Source organism: Pseudomonas sp. 20P_3.2_Bac5, from assembly GCF_025466035.1.
Classification (GTDB): domain Bacteria; phylum Pseudomonadota; class Gammaproteobacteria; order Pseudomonadales; family Pseudomonadaceae; genus Aquipseudomonas.
This window is the reverse complement of the sequence record NZ_JANLOA010000128.1, coordinates 21,740-38,068: the sequence shown is the minus strand read 5'-3', so window position 1 is coordinate 38,068 and position 16,329 is coordinate 21,740. Positions and strand designations below refer to the sequence as shown.

General features: G+C 56.5%; 28 protein-coding genes. 1 reads left to right on the top strand and 27 read right to left on the bottom strand.

Annotated features, from left to right (window positions below; genetic code table 11):
- Positions 1-26: 26 nt before the first annotated feature.
- The gene (gene uvrA, locus NTD88_RS23980) at positions 27-2,861 is read left to right on the top strand and encodes an excinuclease ABC subunit UvrA (RefSeq protein ID WP_175653479.1); all 2,835 of its coding nucleotides are present in this window, start codon (positions 27-29) and stop codon (positions 2,859-2,861) included.
- Between the two features lie 64 nt (positions 2,862-2,925).
- Here uvrA and bfr read toward each other — a convergent pair whose 3' ends face one another.
- The 27 genes from bfr to rplD form a co-directional block, all read right to left on the bottom strand.
- Positions 2,926-3,390 carry a bacterioferritin gene (gene bfr / locus NTD88_RS23975; RefSeq protein ID WP_095159994.1) on the bottom strand — a complete coding sequence of 155 codons (465 nt, stop codon included), beginning with the start codon at positions 3,388-3,390 and terminating at the stop codon, positions 2,926-2,928.
- A gap of 281 nt (positions 3,391-3,671) precedes the next feature.
- Positions 3,672-4,058, bottom strand: a complete 387-nt coding sequence (rplQ, locus tag NTD88_RS23970; RefSeq protein WP_002555463.1) for a 50S ribosomal protein L17 — start codon at positions 4,056-4,058, stop codon at positions 3,672-3,674.
- A 42-nt stretch (positions 4,059-4,100) separates the two neighbouring features.
- Entirely contained in the window at positions 4,101-5,102 is a 1,002-nt protein-coding gene (locus tag NTD88_RS23965) for a DNA-directed RNA polymerase subunit alpha (RefSeq protein WP_003186012.1), read from the bottom strand.
- Positions 5,103-5,124: 22 nt separating this feature from the next.
- Positions 5,125-5,745: a 30S ribosomal protein S4 gene (gene rpsD, locus NTD88_RS23960; protein ID WP_095159995.1), complete on the bottom strand. Its 621-nt coding sequence runs from the start codon at positions 5,743-5,745 to the stop codon at positions 5,125-5,127.
- Positions 5,746-5,760: 15 nt separating this feature from the next.
- Positions 5,761-6,150 (bottom strand): 30S ribosomal protein S11, encoded by a 390-nt coding sequence (gene rpsK / locus NTD88_RS23955; protein ID WP_002555466.1) that lies wholly within the window; start codon positions 6,148-6,150, stop codon positions 5,761-5,763.
- Positions 6,151-6,180: 30 nt separating this feature from the next.
- Entirely contained in the window at positions 6,181-6,537 is a 357-nt protein-coding gene (gene rpsM, locus NTD88_RS23950) for a 30S ribosomal protein S13 (protein ID WP_095159996.1), read from the bottom strand.
- A gap of 131 nt (positions 6,538-6,668) precedes the next feature.
- Positions 6,669-6,785, bottom strand: a complete 117-nt coding sequence (gene rpmJ / locus NTD88_RS23945) for a 50S ribosomal protein L36 (RefSeq protein WP_002555468.1) — start codon at positions 6,783-6,785, stop codon at positions 6,669-6,671.
- Positions 6,786-6,811: 26 nt separating this feature from the next.
- Entirely contained in the window at positions 6,812-8,143 is a 1,332-nt protein-coding gene (gene secY, locus NTD88_RS23940) for a preprotein translocase subunit SecY (protein ID WP_095159997.1), read from the bottom strand.
- On the bottom strand, positions 8,144-8,578 hold the full coding sequence (rplO, locus tag NTD88_RS23935) for a 50S ribosomal protein L15 (protein WP_095159998.1): 435 nt from the start codon (positions 8,576-8,578) through the stop codon (positions 8,144-8,146).
- 3 nt (positions 8,579-8,581) lie between these two features.
- Positions 8,582-8,758, bottom strand: a complete 177-nt coding sequence (gene rpmD, locus NTD88_RS23930) for a 50S ribosomal protein L30 (RefSeq protein ID WP_010220317.1) — start codon at positions 8,756-8,758, stop codon at positions 8,582-8,584.
- A 2-nt stretch (positions 8,759-8,760) separates the two neighbouring features.
- Positions 8,761-9,261, bottom strand: coding sequence for a 30S ribosomal protein S5 (gene rpsE / locus NTD88_RS23925; RefSeq protein ID WP_042123536.1), 501 nt, complete (start codon positions 9,259-9,261; stop codon positions 8,761-8,763).
- 3 nt (positions 9,262-9,264) lie between these two features.
- The gene (rplR, locus tag NTD88_RS23920) at positions 9,265-9,615 is read right to left on the bottom strand and encodes a 50S ribosomal protein L18 (RefSeq protein WP_009397496.1); all 351 of its coding nucleotides are present in this window, start codon (positions 9,613-9,615) and stop codon (positions 9,265-9,267) included.
- 10 nt (positions 9,616-9,625) lie between these two features.
- The gene (gene rplF / locus NTD88_RS23915; RefSeq protein WP_095159999.1) at positions 9,626-10,159 is read right to left on the bottom strand and encodes a 50S ribosomal protein L6; all 534 of its coding nucleotides are present in this window, start codon (positions 10,157-10,159) and stop codon (positions 9,626-9,628) included.
- 12 nt (positions 10,160-10,171) lie between these two features.
- A complete protein-coding gene (rpsH, locus tag NTD88_RS23910; RefSeq protein ID WP_095160000.1) occupies positions 10,172-10,564 on the bottom strand; it encodes a 30S ribosomal protein S8 in 393 nt (130 codons plus the stop codon).
- Positions 10,565-10,770: 206 nt separating this feature from the next.
- Entirely contained in the window at positions 10,771-11,076 is a 306-nt protein-coding gene (gene rpsN, locus NTD88_RS23905; RefSeq protein WP_095160001.1) for a 30S ribosomal protein S14, read from the bottom strand.
- Positions 11,077-11,089: 13 nt separating this feature from the next.
- Positions 11,090-11,629 (bottom strand): 50S ribosomal protein L5, encoded by a 540-nt coding sequence (rplE, locus tag NTD88_RS23900; protein WP_009397500.1) that lies wholly within the window; start codon positions 11,627-11,629, stop codon positions 11,090-11,092.
- 20 nt (positions 11,630-11,649) lie between these two features.
- Complete coding sequence (gene rplX / locus NTD88_RS23895) at positions 11,650-11,964, bottom strand: 50S ribosomal protein L24 (protein WP_008374158.1); 315 nt, start codon at positions 11,962-11,964, stop codon at positions 11,650-11,652.
- An 11-nt stretch (positions 11,965-11,975) separates the two neighbouring features.
- Positions 11,976-12,344 (bottom strand): 50S ribosomal protein L14, encoded by a 369-nt coding sequence (gene rplN, locus NTD88_RS23890; protein WP_002555479.1) that lies wholly within the window; start codon positions 12,342-12,344, stop codon positions 11,976-11,978.
- Between the two features lie 23 nt (positions 12,345-12,367).
- The gene (gene rpsQ, locus NTD88_RS23885; RefSeq protein WP_031303185.1) at positions 12,368-12,634 is read right to left on the bottom strand and encodes a 30S ribosomal protein S17; all 267 of its coding nucleotides are present in this window, start codon (positions 12,632-12,634) and stop codon (positions 12,368-12,370) included.
- Between the two features lie 2 nt (positions 12,635-12,636).
- Positions 12,637-12,828 (bottom strand): 50S ribosomal protein L29, encoded by a 192-nt coding sequence (rpmC, locus tag NTD88_RS23880; protein ID WP_002555481.1) that lies wholly within the window; start codon positions 12,826-12,828, stop codon positions 12,637-12,639.
- Complete coding sequence (gene rplP / locus NTD88_RS23875; protein ID WP_009397508.1) at positions 12,828-13,241, bottom strand: 50S ribosomal protein L16; 414 nt, start codon at positions 13,239-13,241, stop codon at positions 12,828-12,830. The genes rpmC and rplP overlap by 1 nt, the downstream gene beginning before the upstream one ends.
- A 12-nt stretch (positions 13,242-13,253) precedes the next feature.
- The gene (gene rpsC, locus NTD88_RS23870) at positions 13,254-13,940 is read right to left on the bottom strand and encodes a 30S ribosomal protein S3 (protein ID WP_095160002.1); all 687 of its coding nucleotides are present in this window, start codon (positions 13,938-13,940) and stop codon (positions 13,254-13,256) included.
- Positions 13,941-13,954: 14 nt separating this feature from the next.
- Positions 13,955-14,287, bottom strand: a complete 333-nt coding sequence (gene rplV / locus NTD88_RS23865) for a 50S ribosomal protein L22 (protein WP_003103908.1) — start codon at positions 14,285-14,287, stop codon at positions 13,955-13,957.
- A gap of 11 nt (positions 14,288-14,298) precedes the next feature.
- A complete protein-coding gene (gene rpsS / locus NTD88_RS23860; RefSeq protein WP_002555486.1) occupies positions 14,299-14,574 on the bottom strand; it encodes a 30S ribosomal protein S19 in 276 nt (91 codons plus the stop codon).
- 16 nt (positions 14,575-14,590) lie between these two features.
- Positions 14,591-15,415, bottom strand: coding sequence for a 50S ribosomal protein L2 (gene rplB, locus NTD88_RS23855; RefSeq protein WP_095160003.1), 825 nt, complete (start codon positions 15,413-15,415; stop codon positions 14,591-14,593).
- Between the two features lie 14 nt (positions 15,416-15,429).
- On the bottom strand, positions 15,430-15,729 hold the full coding sequence (rplW, locus tag NTD88_RS23850; RefSeq protein ID WP_095160004.1) for a 50S ribosomal protein L23: 300 nt from the start codon (positions 15,727-15,729) through the stop codon (positions 15,430-15,432).
- A complete protein-coding gene (gene rplD, locus NTD88_RS23845; RefSeq protein ID WP_095160005.1) occupies positions 15,726-16,328 on the bottom strand; it encodes a 50S ribosomal protein L4 in 603 nt (200 codons plus the stop codon). The genes rplW and rplD overlap by 4 nt, the downstream gene beginning before the upstream one ends.
- Position 16,329: the final 1 nt, after the last annotated feature.

Genomic DNA, 16,329 nt, shown 5'->3' with positions numbered 1-16,329 from the left:
GTTTAAGCCCGCCAAGCGAGGCCGTAGTGGACAAGATCCTGATTCGTGGGGCACGTACCCACAACCTGAAGAACATCGACCTGACGCTGCCCCGCGACAAGCTGATCGTCATCACCGGCCTGTCCGGGTCTGGCAAGTCATCCCTGGCATTCGACACCCTCTATGCCGAAGGCCAGCGGCGCTACGTGGAGTCGCTGTCGGCCTATGCGCGGCAGTTCCTGTCGATGATGGAAAAGCCGGACGTCGATACCATCGAAGGCCTCTCGCCAGCGATTTCCATCGAGCAGAAGTCCACTTCGCACAACCCTCGCTCCACCGTCGGCACCATCACCGAAATCTACGACTACCTGCGCCTGCTGTATGCCCGCGTCGGTACGCCACGCTGCCCGGACCACGACATTCCGCTCGAGGCCCAGACCGTCAGCCAGATGGTCGACCTGGTCCTGGCGCAGCCGGAAGGCAGCAAGCTGATGTTGCTGGCCCCGGTGATTCGTGAGCGCAAGGGCGAGCACCTGGCGGTATTCGAGGAGCTGCGCGCTCAAGGCTTCGTCCGTGCCCGTATCAACGGCAAGCTCTGCGAGCTGGACGAGTTGCCCAAGCTCGACAAACAGAAGAAGCACAGCATCGATGTGGTAGTGGACCGCTTCAAAGTCCGCGAAGACCTGCAGCAGCGTCTGGCCGAGTCGTTCGAAACCGCGCTGAAACTGGCCGACGGCATTGCGCTCGTCGCGCCGATGGATGATGAAGGCGGCGAAGAGATGATCTTCTCCGCACGCTTCGCCTGCCCGATCTGCGGCCACGCCATCAGCGAGCTGGAGCCGAAGCTGTTCTCCTTCAACAACCCCGCCGGCGCCTGCCCGACCTGCGACGGCCTGGGGGTCAAGCAGTTCTTCGACGCCAAGCGCCTGGTCAATGGTGAGCTGACCTTGGCCGAGGGCGCGATCCGCGGCTGGGACCGACGTAACGTCTATTACTTCCAGATGCTCGGGTCGCTGGCGGCACACTTCGGCTTCAGCCTGGAAGTCCCGTTCAACGAACTGCCCGCCGACCGCCAGAAAATCATTCTCAGCGGCAGCGGTAACCAGAACGTCGACTTCAAGTACCTCAACGACCGTGGCGATATCGTCAAGCGCTCGCACCCGTTCGAGGGCATCGTGCCGAACCTGGAGCGCCGCTATCGGGAAACGGAATCGGCTACGGTCCGCGAGGAGCTGGCCAAGTTCCTCAGTACCCAGCCGTGCCCGGACTGCCGCGGCACCCGTCTGCGCCGCGAGGCGCGTCACGTGTGGGTTGGCGAGAAGACCTTGCCTGCGGTGACCGGCCTGCCCATCGGCGATGCAAGCCAGTATTTCGGTGGCCTGAAGCTGACCGGACGCCGTGGCGAAATCGCCGACAAGATCCTCAAGGAAATCTGCGAGCGTCTTCAGTTCCTGGTGAACGTTGGCCTCGATTACCTGACCCTTGATCGCAGTGCCGACACACTGTCCGGCGGCGAAGCCCAGCGCATCCGTCTGGCCAGCCAGATCGGCGCCGGCCTGGTCGGGGTGATGTATATCCTCGACGAGCCATCCATTGGATTGCACCAGCGTGATAACGATCGCCTGCTGGCCACCCTCAATCACCTACGCGACATCGGCAACACGGTGATTGTGGTGGAGCACGACGAGGACGCCATCCGTCTCGCGGACTATGTGGTCGACATCGGTCCCGGCGCCGGAGTACACGGTGGCCAGATCGTTGCCGAAGGTACGCCCGCAGAAGTGATGGCGCACCCTGACTCACTGACCGGGAAATACCTCTCCGGGCGGATCAAGATCGCGGTGCCGGCCAAGCGCACGCCACGCAACAAGAAGCTCTCGATCAAGCTCAAGGGCGCGCGCGGCAACAACCTGCAGAGCGTCGACCTGGAGATTCCAATCGGCCTGTTGACCTGCGTGACCGGTGTATCCGGTTCTGGCAAGTCGACGCTGATCAACAATACCTTGTTCCCTCTCGCAGCCACCGCCCTCAATGGTGCCACGACCCAGGAAGCCGCCGCGCACGACAGCTGCGACGGCCTGCAGCACCTGGACAAGGTGGTGGATATCGACCAGAGCCCGATCGGCCGTACGCCACGTTCCAACCCGGCGACCTATACCGGTCTGTTCACGCCGATCCGCGAATTATTCTCCGGCGTCCCGGAATCGCGCTCGAGGGGCTACGGCCCGGGCCGCTTCTCCTTCAACGTCAAGGGCGGACGCTGCGAAGCCTGCCAGGGCGACGGGCTGATCAAGGTGGAGATGCACTTCCTGCCAGACATCTACGTCCCTTGCGACGTCTGCAAGAGCAAGCGCTACAACCGCGAGACGCTGGAGATCAAGTACAAGGGCAAGAACATCCACGAAGTGCTGGAAATGACCATCGAGGAAGCCCGCGAGTTCTTCGATGCGGTGCCAGCGCTGGCTCGCAAGCTGCAAACGTTGATGGATGTGGGTCTGTCCTACATCAAGCTCGGGCAGTCGGCTACAACGCTGTCCGGCGGCGAGGCGCAACGGGTCAAACTGTCCCGTGAGCTATCCAAGCGCGATACCGGCAAAACCCTGTACATCCTCGACGAACCCACCACGGGCCTGCACTTCGCTGATATCCAGCAGTTGCTCGATGTACTGCACCGACTGCGCGACCACGGTAATACCGTGGTGGTGATCGAGCACAACCTGGATGTGATCAAGACCGCAGATTGGCTGGTCGATCTTGGTCCGGAAGGTGGTTCCAAGGGCGGTCAGATCATCGCCTGCGGCACGCCAGAAGAAGTGGCGAACATGAAGCAGTCCCACACCGGGCACTACCTCAAGCCACTGCTGGAACGGGACCGAGCCTGATCCGGCACTGAAATGAAAAAGCCCCTGTCGCTCACACGACAGGGGCTTTTCTTTGCCGGACTCATTACATCTGCGATTGCAGGTAGTTCTCCAGTCCCAGCGACTTGATCAAGCCTTTCTGCTTTTCCAGCCAGTAGGTGTGATCTTCTTCGGTGTCAGCCAGTTGCAGACGGAGGATGTCGCGGCTGATGTAGTCCTTGTGCAGTTCGCACAGCTCAATGCCTTTGCACAGTGCAGCGCGGACTTTGTATTCCAGGCGCAGATCGGCGGCGATCATGTCTGGCACGGTAGCACCGATATCCAGATCGTCCGGACGCATGCGCGGCGTACCTTCCAGCATCAGGATGCGGCGGATCAAGGCATCAGCGTGTTGGGCTTCTTCTTCCATCTCGTGATTGATGCGTTCGTAGAGCTTGCTGAAGCCCCAGTCTTCGTACATCCGCGAGTGAATGAAGTACTGATCACGTGCCGCCAGTTCGCCCGTCAGCAACGTGTTGAGATAGTCGATTACGTCCGGGTGACCTTGCATCGTCCCGCCTCTCCCTGTGTGAAAGCCATAGTTTGAACCAGGATGACTGGGAGGTCACTGTGATTTACGCATAAATGTCGAAAAAAGCGGGCGAACAGTAGTGATTTTCATTGAAAAGCGTCCAAATGAGGGAGTTTCTCCTTATCACTTCGAGTTAAGCGCAATGTTTCTTCAAAACGGCGCAACAGCGGACTGCATATCGACTAGCCAATAGGAAAAGCGATCACTAGAAAACAAAAAACCGGGCACAAGGCCCGGTTTTTTGTTCAAGACTGTTCGTCTTACTCAGCAGCTTCTACCGAGCCACCGACAGGACGATCAACCAACTCGACGTACGCCATAGGCGCGTTGTCGCCAGCGCGGAAACCGCACTTGAGGATACGCAGGTAGCCGCCCTGACGGGTGGCGTAGCGCTTGCCCAGATCGTTGAACAGCTTGCCGACGATTTCTTTCGAACGAGTACGGTCGAAAGCAAGGCGACGGTTAGCTACGCTGTCTTCCTTGGCCAGGGTGATCAGCGGCTCGGCAACGCGGCGCAGTTCCTTGGCTTTTGGCAGGGTAGTTTTGATCAGCTCGTGCTCGAACAGCGACACCGCCATGTTCTGGAACATGGCCTTGCGGTGAGAGCTGGTACGGCTCAGGTGACGTCCACTTTTACGATGACGCATGATTCATTCCTTACCAAACACTACGTTCGGTGATTACGACGATCAGGCAGTCGCCTTGTCGTCTTTCTTAAGACTTGCAGGCGGCCAGTTGTCGAGGCGCATGCCGAGGGACAGACCACGGGAAGCCAGAACGTCCTTGATTTCAGTCAGGGACTTCTTGCCGAGGTTCGGAGTTTTCAACAGCTCTACTTCGGTGCGCTGAATCAGATCGCCGATGTAGTAGATGTTCTCCGCCTTCAGGCAGTTGGCCGAACGCACGGTCAATTCCAGATCGTCAACTGGACGAAGCAGAATCGGATCGATCTCGTCTTCCTGCTCGACTACCACGGGTTCGCTGTCACCTTTGAGGTCGACGAACGCAGCCAACTGCTGTTGCAGGATGGTTGCAGCACGACGGATAGCCTCTTCAGGATCCAGGGTACCGTTGGTTTCCAGATCAATAACCAGCTTGTCCAGGTTGGTACGCTGCTCGACACGGGCGTTTTCCACCACGTATGCGATACGGCGAACCGGGCTGAACGAAGAGTCAAGCTGCAAGCGACCTATGCTGCGGCTTTCGTCTTCATCGCTCTGACGCGAATCGGCCGGCTCATAACCACGACCACGAGCTACGGTGAGCTTCATGTTCAAAGCGCCGTTGGACGCCAGGTTAGCGATTACGTGATCGGGGTTAACGATCTCGACATCATGATCCAGCTGAATATCGGCAGCGGTAACCACCCCCGAACCCTTCTTCGACAAGGTCAGCGTAACTTCGTCACGACCATGCAGTTTGATAGCCAGGCCTTTAAGGTTCAACAGGATTTCAATGACATCTTCCTGTACACCTTCGATCGCGGAGTACTCATGGAGTACACCGTCAATCTCGGCCTCGACTACTGCACAGCCAGGCATAGAGGACAACAGGATGCGGCGCAGCGCGTTGCCCAGGGTATGGCCAAAACCACGCTCGAGAGGCTCGAGCGTGATCTTAGCGCGGGTTGGACTGACGACCTGCACATCGATGTGGCGGGGCGTCAGGAACTCATTTACCGAAATCTGCATGGATGCACCTATTTTCTAGCCCTTACTTGGAGTAGAGCTCGACAATCAGGTTTTCGTTGATGTCGGCAGACAGGTCGCTGCGAGCAGGAACGTTCTTGAAAACGCCCGACTTCTTGGCAGCGTCCACTTCTACCCACTCAACGCGGCCACGCTGAGCGCACAGTTCAAGGGCTTGAACAATGCGCAGCTGGTTCAGCGATTTCTCGCGAACTGCGACCACGTCACCCGGACGAACTTGGTAGGACGGAACGTTTACAGTCTTGCCGTTTACGCTGATCGCTTTGTGCGAAACCAGCTGACGGGATTCGGCACGAGTAGCGCCAAAGCCCATACGATAAACGACGTTATCCAGACGGCATTCGAGCAGTTGCAGCAGGTTCTCACCAGTAGCGCCTTTCTTGGAAGCCGCTTGCTTGTAGTAACCGCTGAACTGACGCTCGAGCACGCCGTAGATACGACGGACTTTTTGTTTCTCACGCAGCTGGGTGCCGTAGTCGGACTGACGGCCACGGCGCTGACCGTGGATACCTGGGGCTGCTTCGATGTTGCACTTCGATTCCAGAGCGCGAACGCCACTCTTCAGGAACAGATCGGTGCCTTCACGACGAGACAGTTTGCATTTTGGACCAATGTAACGTGCCATTTATCTGTCTCCTGATTACACGCGACGCTTCTTCGGCGGACGGCACCCGTTATGCGGGATTGGCGTCACGTCGGTGATGCTGGCGATCTTATAGCCGCAGCCGTTCAATGCACGAACAGCGGACTCACGACCTGGACCTGGACCCTTGACGTTGACGTCGAGGTTCTTCAGGCCGTATTCCAGCGCAGCTTGACCAGCACGTTCTGCAGCTACCTGAGCGGCGAACGGGGTCGATTTGCGGGAACCACGGAAACCCGAACCGCCGGAGGTAGCCCAGGACAGAGCGTTACCTTGACGATCGGTGATGGTCACGATGGTGTTGTTGAAAGACGCGTGGATGTGGGCGATGCCATCAACCACTGTCTTTTTGACTTTTTTACGAGGACGAGCAGCAGGTTTTGCCATGTCTAAATTCCTGTCGATTCGCTGGTGCGATTACTTGCGGATCGGCTTGCGCGGACCTTTACGGGTACGGGCATTGGTCTTGGTACGCTGACCGCGTACTGGCAGACCCCGACGATGACGCAGGCCGCGGTAGCAACCCAGGTCCATCAACCGCTTGATTTTCATGTTGATGTCGCGACGCAGGTCACCTTCAGTGGTGAACTTCGCAACTTCGCTACGCAGCTGTTCAATCTGCTCGTCGCTCAGATCCTTGATCTTTGCGGCTGGGTTTACCCCAGTGTCTGCACAGATTTTCTGTGCAGTGGTGCGACCAACACCGTAGATGTAGGTCAGCGAGATAACAGTATGCTTGTTATCTGGAATGTTAACGCCTGCAATACGGGCCATTCAGTGGGACTCCAATTGACAGCTACCTACGCCCCGGAAGCCAAGAAATAGGGCGCGAGATAATATCGCTGTAGAAACAATTAATCAACCCAGCAGCACACTAGCTGCTGGGCTTGAAGCGCAGATCACACTCAGCCTTGGCGCTGTTTGTGACGTGGTTCCGCGCTGCAAATTACTCGAACGACACCTTCGCGGCGAATAATTTTGCAGTTACGGCACAGTTTTTTCACCGATGCACGAACTTTCATCACCAACTCCTCGAACCTTAGGGGTTTCAGCGCAGCAGACCGCTGCCGCCGTAGCCTTTCAGGTTGGCTTTCTTCATCAGGGATTCGTACTGGTGCGAAACGAGGTGCGATTGTACTTGGGACATAAAGTCCATCACAACCACTACCACAATCAGCAACGAGGTCCCGCCAAGGTAGAACGGAACGTTTGCTGCGACCACCAGGAACTGGGGAAGCAGGCACACGGCCGTCATATAAAGAGCACCGAACATGGTCAAACGGGTCAGAACGCCATCAATGTAGCGCGCCGACTGCTCGCCAGGACGGATACCCGGAATAAAGGCACCGGACTTCTTCAGGTTTTCCGCTACGTCTTTCGGATTGAACATCAACGCCGTATAGAAGAAGCAGAAGAAAATGATCCCTGCACTAAACAGCAGAATATTCAACGGCTGACCAGGAGCGATCGACTGCGAGATGTCCTGCAACCAGCCCATACCCTCAGACTGACCGAACCAGGCACCCAGCGAAGCCGGAAACAGCAGAATGCTGCTTGCGAAAATAGCCGGAATAACACCGGCCATGTTCACTTTAAGCGGCAAGTGGCTCGTCTGCGCAGCAAAGACCTTGCGGCCCTGCTGACGCTTCGCGTAGTGAACAGCAATACGACGCTGACCACGCTCGATGAAGACCACAAAACCGATAATCGCTACTGCCAGCAAACCGATAGCGACCAGGGCGAAGATGTTGATATCGCCTGTACGCGCAGACTCGAAAGACTGCCCGATTGCTCTCGGAAGACCGGCAACGATACCCGCGAAAATAAGCATCGAGATACCGTTGCCCACACCGCGCTCGGTAATCTGCTCGCCTAGCCACATCATGAACATTGCGCCGGCCACAAACGTGGAAACCGCAACGAAATGGAAGCCGAAACCAGCAGCAAACGCCACACCCTGACCAGCCAGACCAATGGACATGCCAATGGCCTGGACCAACGCCAGAGTAACGGTGAGGTAGCGGGTGTACTGGCTGATCTTGCGACGGCCAGCTTCACCTTCCTTCTTCAACTGCTCCAGCTGTGGGCTGACAGCGGTCATGAGCTGCATGATGATCGATGCCGAAATGTACGGCATGATCCCCAGTGCAAATACGCTCATACGCTCCAGCGCACCGCCGGAAAACATGTTGAACAAGCTAAGAATGGTCCCCTCATTCTGTCGAAACAGTTCCGCCAGCCGCTCAGGGTTAACGCCTGGAACCGGGATGTGTGCGCCTATTCGATAGACGATGATCGCCAGGAACAGAAAACGCAGACGAGCCCAGAGTTCAGACATTCCGCCTTTGCCGAGCGAAGAGAGAGCACCTTGCTTAGCCATTTATTCCTCGAACTTGCCGCCAGCTGCTTCGATAGCCGCACGTGCACCTTTGGTGACGGCGATACCCTTGATGGTGACCGCGCGAGTAACTTCGCCCGACAGCATGATTTTCACACGCTGTACGTTCTGGTTAATCACGTTGGCGTCCTTCAGGGACTGAACGGTAACAACGTCGCCTTCCACTTTGGCCAGCTCGGACAGACGCACTTCTGCGCGGTCCATGGCTTTCAGGGAAACGAAGCCGAACTTCGGCAGACGACGGTGCAGCGGCTGTTGACCGCCTTCAAAGCCAGGAGCAATGGTGCCACCGGAGCGGGAGGTTTGACCTTTGTGGCCGCGGCCACCAGTCTTACCCAAACCACTACCGATACCACGACCCGGACGATGCTTCTCGCGACGGGAACCCGGCGCTGGACTCAGATCATTGAGTTTCATCGATTAACCCTCGACGCGCAGCATGTAGTAAGCCTTGTTGATCATCCCGCGATTCTCGGGAGTATCCAGGACTTCTACAGTGTGACCGATGCGGCGCAGACCCAGACCTTTAACACACAGTTTGTGGTTAGGCAGACGGCCGGCGGTGCTTTTGATCAGCGTTACTTTAACGGTAGCCATGATCAGAGAATCTCCTCAACGCTCTTGCCGCGCTTGGCAGCAATGGACTCAGGAGATTGCATAGCCTTCAGACCCTTGAAAGTGGCGTGAACCACGTTTACAGGGTTAGTCGAGCCGTAGCACTTGGCCAGGACGTTCTGAACGCCAGCAACTTCCAGGACGGCACGCATGGCGCCACCGGCGATGATACCGGTACCTTCGGAGGCAGGCTGCATGTAAACCTTCGACGCGCCATGGGCGGACTTGGTTGCGTACTGCAGAGTGGTGCCATCCAGGTCAACCTGAATCATGTTGCGGCGAGCAGCTTCCATAGCCTTCTGGATCGCAGCAGGTACTTCACGCGACTTACCACGGCCGAAACCAACGCGACCTTTGCCATCACCTACCACGGTCAGCGCGGTGAAGGTGAAGATACGGCCGCCTTTTACGGTCTTGGCAACGCGGTTAACCTGAACCAGCTTCTCGATGTAGCCTTCGTCGCGCTTTTGATCGTTATTTGCCATAACTTAGAACTCCAGCCCGCCTTCACGAGCAGCATCAGCCAGCGCTTTGACGCGGCCGTGATACTTGAAGCCGGAACGGTCAAAGGCAACTTGAGATACACCGGCGGCTTTCGCACGCTCAGCTACCAGCTTGCCAACCTTAGTGGCCGCGTCGATGTTGCCGGTGGCGCCATCACGCAGTTCTTTGTCCAAAGTCGAGGCACTGGCCAAGACTTTGCTGCCGTCGGCCGAGATGACCTGGGCGTAGATATGCTGCGAGGAGCGGAACACGCAGAGACGCACGACTTCGAGTTCGTGCATTTTCAGGCGTGCTTTGCGAGCGCGACGCAGACGAGTAACTTTTTTGTCGGTCATTTGCTATGCCCTACTTCTTCTTGGCTTCTTTACGACGGACTACTTCGTCCGCGTAACGCACACCCTTGCCTTTATAAGGCTCTGGTGGACGGAAGTCGCGGATTTCAGCGGCCACCTGACCTACCAGCTGCTTATCGATACCCTTGATCAGGATATCGGTCTGGCTTGGAGTTTCAGCGGTGATACCGGCTGGCAGTTCGTAGTCCACTGGATGCGAGAAGCCGAGCGCCAAGTTGAGCACGGTGCCTTTGGCTTGTGCTTTGTAACCAACACCGACCAGCTGGAGCTTGCGCTCGAAGCCTTGGCTTACGCCTTGGACCATGTTGTTTACCAGGGCACGGGTAGTACCGGCCATAGCGCGGGTCTGTTGATCGCCGTTGCGAGCAGCGAAACGCAGCTCACCAGCTTCTTCGATCACTTCTACAGACGAGTGAACATTCAGTTCGAGAGTGCCCTTGGCACCCTTCACCGAAAGCTGTTGGCCGGCGAATTTTACTTCGACGCCAGCTGGCAGCTTAACGGGGTTCTTAGCGACGCGAGACATGCTTATCCCCCCTTAGAACACTGTGCAGAGAACTTCGCCGCCAACACCGGCAGCGCGCGCAGCACGATCCGTCATCACACCTTTGTTGGTGGAGACGATAGACACGCCCAGACCGCCACGTACTTTCGGCAGTTCATCGACGGACTTGTACTGACGCAGACCTGGACGACTTACGCGCTTGACTTCCTCGATGACCGGACGGCCTTCGAAGTATTTCAGCTCGATGGAGAGCGATGGCTTTACATCGCTGCTGACTTGGTAGCCAGCAATGTAACCTTCGTCTTTCAGAACTTTGGCGACCGCAACCTTCAGAGTTGACGAAGGCATGCTTACGACGGACTTTTCAGCCATCTGGGCATTACGGATGCGAGTTAGCATGTCCGCTAACGGGTCCTGCATACTCATGGGCTAGACGCTCCTGATGCAAAAAAAATTAGCCTTTCGGCTACTACTGTCGCCCGAAGCTGCACGGAAAAACCCGGGCTCAGGCGAGCCGGTCATTCTAGACATATACCAAAAACGAAACAAGCCCCAAAAGGGGCTTGTTTCGATGCCGGGCCACCGGTGGTCGGAAGATCGCTCTTCCACCACCGGGACACTGCAGGTACGTCTTACCAGCTGGCTTTGACCAGACCTGGAACGTCACCGCGCATTGCTGCTTCACGCAGCTTGTTACGGCCGAGGCCGAACTTGCGGTAAACGCCGTGTGGACGACCAGTGATGCGGCAGCGGTTACGCAGGCGCGAAGCGCTGGCGTCACGTGGCTGCTTCTGCAGAGCTACAACCGCAGCGAAACGCTCTTCTGGAGTTACTTCCAGATTAACGATGATCGCTTTGAGCTCAGCACGCTTCTTGGCGAACTTAGCAACCGTCAGCTGACGCTTCAGCTCGCGGTTTTTCATGCTCTTCTTGGCCATTTTCCTACTCCAATCAGTTGCGGAACGGGAATTTGAAAGCACGCAGCAGAGCGCGGCCTTCGTCATCCGTACGAGCAGTGGTGGTCAGGGTAATGTCCAGACCGCGCAGAGCATCGATCTTGTCGTAGTCGATTTCCGGGAAGATGATCTGCTCTTTCACGCCCATGCTGTAGTTGCCACGACCATCGAAGGACTTGGCATTCAGGCCGCGGAAGTCGCGAACCCGAGGCAGGGAGATCGCCAGCAGGCGGTCCAGGAACTCGTACATACGATCACGGCGCAGAGTGACTTTGACGCCGATCGGCCAACCTTCACGGACTTTGAAGCCTGCGATGGATTTCCGAGCGAAAGTCACAACGGCTTTTTGACCGGTGATCTTTTCCAGGTCAGCAACAGCGTGCTCGATGACTTTCTTGTCGCCGATCGCTTCGCCCAGACCCATGTTCAGGGTGATCTTGGTAACGCGCGGAACTTCCATCACGTTCGCCAGCTTAAGTTCTTCCTTAAGCTTCGGAGCGATTTCCTTCCGATAAATCTCTTTCAGTCGTGCCATGGTCTTCTACCTAGCAGTGTTCAAGCATCAACCGCTTTTTGGGTCGACTTGAAGACACGAATTTTTTTGCCTTCTTCTACTTTGAAACCAACGCGGTCAGCCTTGTTGGTTTCGCCGTTGAAAATGGCGACGTTGGAAGCGTGCAGAGGCGCTTCTTTCTCGACGATACCGCCTTGTACGCCCGACATCGGGTTAGGCTTGGTATGACGCTTCACCAGGTTGATCCCACCAACGACCAGACGGTCGTCAGCGAGCACCTTCAGCACCTTACCGCGCTTACCTTTGTCTTTGCCGGCGATCACGATGATCTCGTCGTCACGACGAATCTTTTGCATGTCGGATCTCCTTACAGCACTTCTGGGGCGAGCGAGACGATCTTCATGAACTTCTCGGTACGAAGTTCACGGGTCACTGGCCCAAAGATACGGGTGCCGATCGGCTCTTGCTTGTTGTTCAACAGAACAGCAGCGTTGCCATCAAAGCGAATGATGGAGCCGTCAGCGCGACGAACACCGTGGCGAGTGCGGACTACAACAGCAGTCATCACTTGGCCTTTTTTCACTTTACCGCGCGGAATTGCTTCCTTGACGGTTACTTTGATGATGTCACCGATACCGGCGTAACGGCGGTGCGAACCGCCGAGAACCTTGATGCACATGACGCGACGAGCGCCGCTGTTATCGGCCACATCGAGCATGGATTGAGTCTGAATCATAAAATTTCTCCGACCCTTAGCCCTTAGACTTCAACAGCGCGTTCGAGAACTTCAACCAGCGCCCAGGACTTGGTCTTGGCCAGCGGACGGGTTTCACGGATGGAAACCTTGTCGCCGATATGGCATTGGTTGTTTTCGTCGTGCGCGTGCAGCTTAGTCGAACGCTTAACGTATTTACCGTAGATCGGGTGCTTTACGCGACGCTCGATCAGAACGGTGATGGTCTTGTCCATCTTGTCGCTGACGACACGGCCAGTCAGCGTACGGACGGTTTTTTCAGCTTCAGCCATGATCACTTACCTGCCTGCTGGTTGAGCACAGTTTTCACGCGAGCAATGTCACGCTTAACTTGCGAGAGCAGGTGCGACTGCCCCAACTGGCCAGTTGCTTTCTGCATACGCAGATTGAACTGGTCGCGCAGCAGGCCGAGCAGTTGCTCGTTCAGCTGCTGTGCTGATTTTTCACGAAGTTCATTCGCTTTCATCACATCACCGTCCGCTTAACAAAGGAGGTGGCGAGAGGCAGCTTTGCAGCAGCCAGGGCGAAAGCCTCACGCGCCAGCTCTTCAGAAACACCCTCGATCTCGTACAGGACTTTGCCTGGCTGAATCTGGGCAACCCAGTACTCAACGGAACCCTTACCTTTACCCATCCGCACTTCGAGAGGCTTCTTGGTAACCGGCTTGTCCGGGAATACACGGATCCAGATCTTGCCGCCACGTTTTACGTGACGAGTCAGAGCACGACGTGCCGACTCGATCTGGCGAGCGGTGAGACGACCGCGAGCAACAGCTTTCAGGGCGAACTCGCCGAAGCTGACCTTGCTACCGCGCAGTGCCAGACCACGGTTGTGGCCAGTCATCTGCTTACGGAATTTTGTACGCTTTGGTTGCAACATTTGGCGTACCCCTTACTTAGCAGCTTTTTTACGAGGCGCTGGTGCTTGTGGTTTCAGTTCTTCTTGGCGACCACCAATAACTTCGCCTTTGAAGATCCAAACCTTGACACCGATCACACCGTAAGTGGTGTGAGCTTCGTAAGTGGCATAGTCGATATCGGCACGCAGGGTGTGCAGTGGCACACGACCTTCGCGATACCATTCAGTACGTGCGATTTCAGCACCGCCGAGACGACCGCTCACTTGGATCTTGATGCCCTTGGCACCAATACGCATGGCGTTCTGTACGGCGCGCTTCATAGCACGGCGGAACATGACACGACGCTCCAGCTGCTGAGCTACGCTCTGAGCAACCAGCATACCGTCGAGCTCCGGCTTGCGGATCTCTTCGATATTGATGTGCACAGGCACACCCATTTGCTTGGTCAGGTCCTGACGCAGTTTCTCAACATCTTCACCTTTCTTCCCGATAACGATACCTGGACGAGCGGTGTGGATGGTGATGCGTGCAGTTTGGGCCGGACGATGAATATCGATACGGCTCACGGACGCGCTTTTTAGTTTGTCTTGGAGGTACTCACGGGTTTGCAGATCCTTCAACAGGTAATCTGCGTAAGTCCTACCGTCGGCGTACCAGACGGAGGTGTGCTCCTTGACGATTCCCAGGCGAATGCCAGTGGGATGTACTTTCTGACCCATCTGTATCGACTCCGTTACTTGTCCGCAACCTTGACAGTGATATGGCAAGACCGCTTGACGATGCGATCAGCGCGGCCTTTGGCACGCGGCATGATGCGCTTCAGCGAACGCCCTTCGTTGACGAAAACGGTGGAGACCTTCAGGTCATCAACGTCTGCGCCTTCGTTGTGTTCGGCGTTGGCTACGGCCGACTCGAGGACTTTCTTCATGATTTCAGCAGCTTTCTTGCTGCTGAAGGCCAACAGGTTGAGCGCTTCGCCCACCTTCTTCCCGCGGATCTGGTCGGCGACCAAGCGGGCTTTCTGGGCGGAGATTCGAGCGCCCGACAACTTAGCGGCTACTTCCATTTCCTAACCCCTTAACGCTTGGCTTTCTTGTCAGCCACGTGCCCGCGGTAGGTGCGGGTACCGGCAAACTCGCCCAGTTTATGGCCGACCATGTCTTCGTTCACGAGAACTGGGACATGTTGACGACCGTTGTGTACCGCGATGGTCAGACCGACCATTTGTGGCAGGATCATCGAACGACGCGACCAGGTTTTAACTGGTTTGCGATCGTTCTTTTCCGCCGCCACTTCGATCTTCTTCAGTAGGTGAAGATCGATAAAAGGACCTTTTTTCAGAGAACGTGGCACTGTCGTATCCCTCTATTTACTTGCGACGACGGACGATCATTTTGTCGGTACGCTTATTACCACGAGTCTTCGCACCCTTGGTCGGGAAGCCCCATGGCGATACCGGATGACGACCACCGGAGGTACGACCTTCACCACCACCATGCGGGTGGTCAACCGGGTTCATGGCAACACCACGAACGGTTGGGCGAACGCCACGCCAGCGTTTGGCACCAGCTTTACCCAGCGAACGCAGGCTGTGCTCGGAGTTCGAGACTTCGCCCAGGGTCGCACGGCACTCAGCCAGTACTTTACGCATTTCGCCAGAGCGCAGACGCAGGGTCACGTAGACACCTTCGCGAGCGATGAGCTGAGCCGAAGCACCAGCGGAACGAGCGATTTGCGCACCTTTACCCGGCTTCAGTTCGATGCCGTGAATGGTGCTACCGACTGGGATGTTACGCAGCTGCAGCGAGTTGCCCGGCTTGATAGGAGCCAGAGCACCTGCGATCAGCTGGTCACCAGCGCTCACGCCTTTAGGGGCGATGATGTAGCGACGTTCGCCGTCCGCATAGCACAGCAGAGCGATGTGAGCAGTACGGTTTGGATCGTATTCGATACGCTCGACAGTGGCGGCGATGCCGTCCTTGTCGTTGCGACGGAAGTCGACCAGACGGTAATGCTGCTTATGACCACCACCAACGTGACGAGTGGTAATACGGCCATTGTTGTTACGACCACCAGACTTCGATTTTTTCTCGAGCAGCGGTGCGTGAGGAGCGCCTTTATGCAGCTCCTTGTTGACCACCTTGACCACAAAACGGCGGCCAGGGGAAGTCGGTTTGCATTTAACGATTGCCATGATGCACCCCTTCCTTACTCAGCACTGCTGCTGAAATCGAGATCTTGGCCTGGTTGAAGGGAGATGATCGCCTTCTTCCAGTCATTACGCTTGCCCAGGCCGCGAGCGGTGCGCTTGGACTTACCCAGAACGTTCAGGGTAGTTACGCTTTCCACTTTCACGCTGAACAGGCTTTCGACGGCCTTCTTGATTTCCAGCTTGGTTGCGTCAGTAGCAACCTTGAAAACGAACTGGCCTTTCTTGTCAGCCAGAACCGTGGCCTTCTCGGAAACGTGCGGGCCAAGTAGAACTTTAAATACGCGTTCCTGGTTCATCCCAGCAGCTCCTCGAATTTCTTCACGGCCGACACAGTGATCAACACTTTGTCGTATGCGATCAGACTGACCGGATCGGAGGCCTGTACATCGCGCACGTCAACGTGCGGCAGGTTACGGGCAGCCAGGTACAGATTCTGATCAACAGCATCAGAAACGATCAGTACGTCGCTCAGACCCATGCCATTCAGCTTGTTCAGCAGGTCTTTGGTTTTCGGTGCTTCAACAGCGAAGTCTTGAACCACGACCAGACGGTCGGTACGCACCAGCTCAGCGAGGATGGAACGCATTGCTGCGCGGTACATCTTCTTGTTGAGCTTCTGCGAGTGATCCTGAGGACGAGCTGCGAAAGTGGTACCGCCGCCACGCCAGATTGGGCTACGGATAGTACCGGCACGAGCGCGACCAGTACCCTTCTGACGCCAAGGGCGCTTACCGCCACCAGACACGTCGGAACGGGTTTTCTGCTGCTTGGTGCCTTGACGGCCGCCGGCCATGTAGGCCACGACTGCTTGGTGAACCAGCGTCTCGTTGAATTCGCCACCGAAAGTCAGTTCGGAAACTTCGATCGCTTGAGCGTCATTTACATTTAGTTGCATG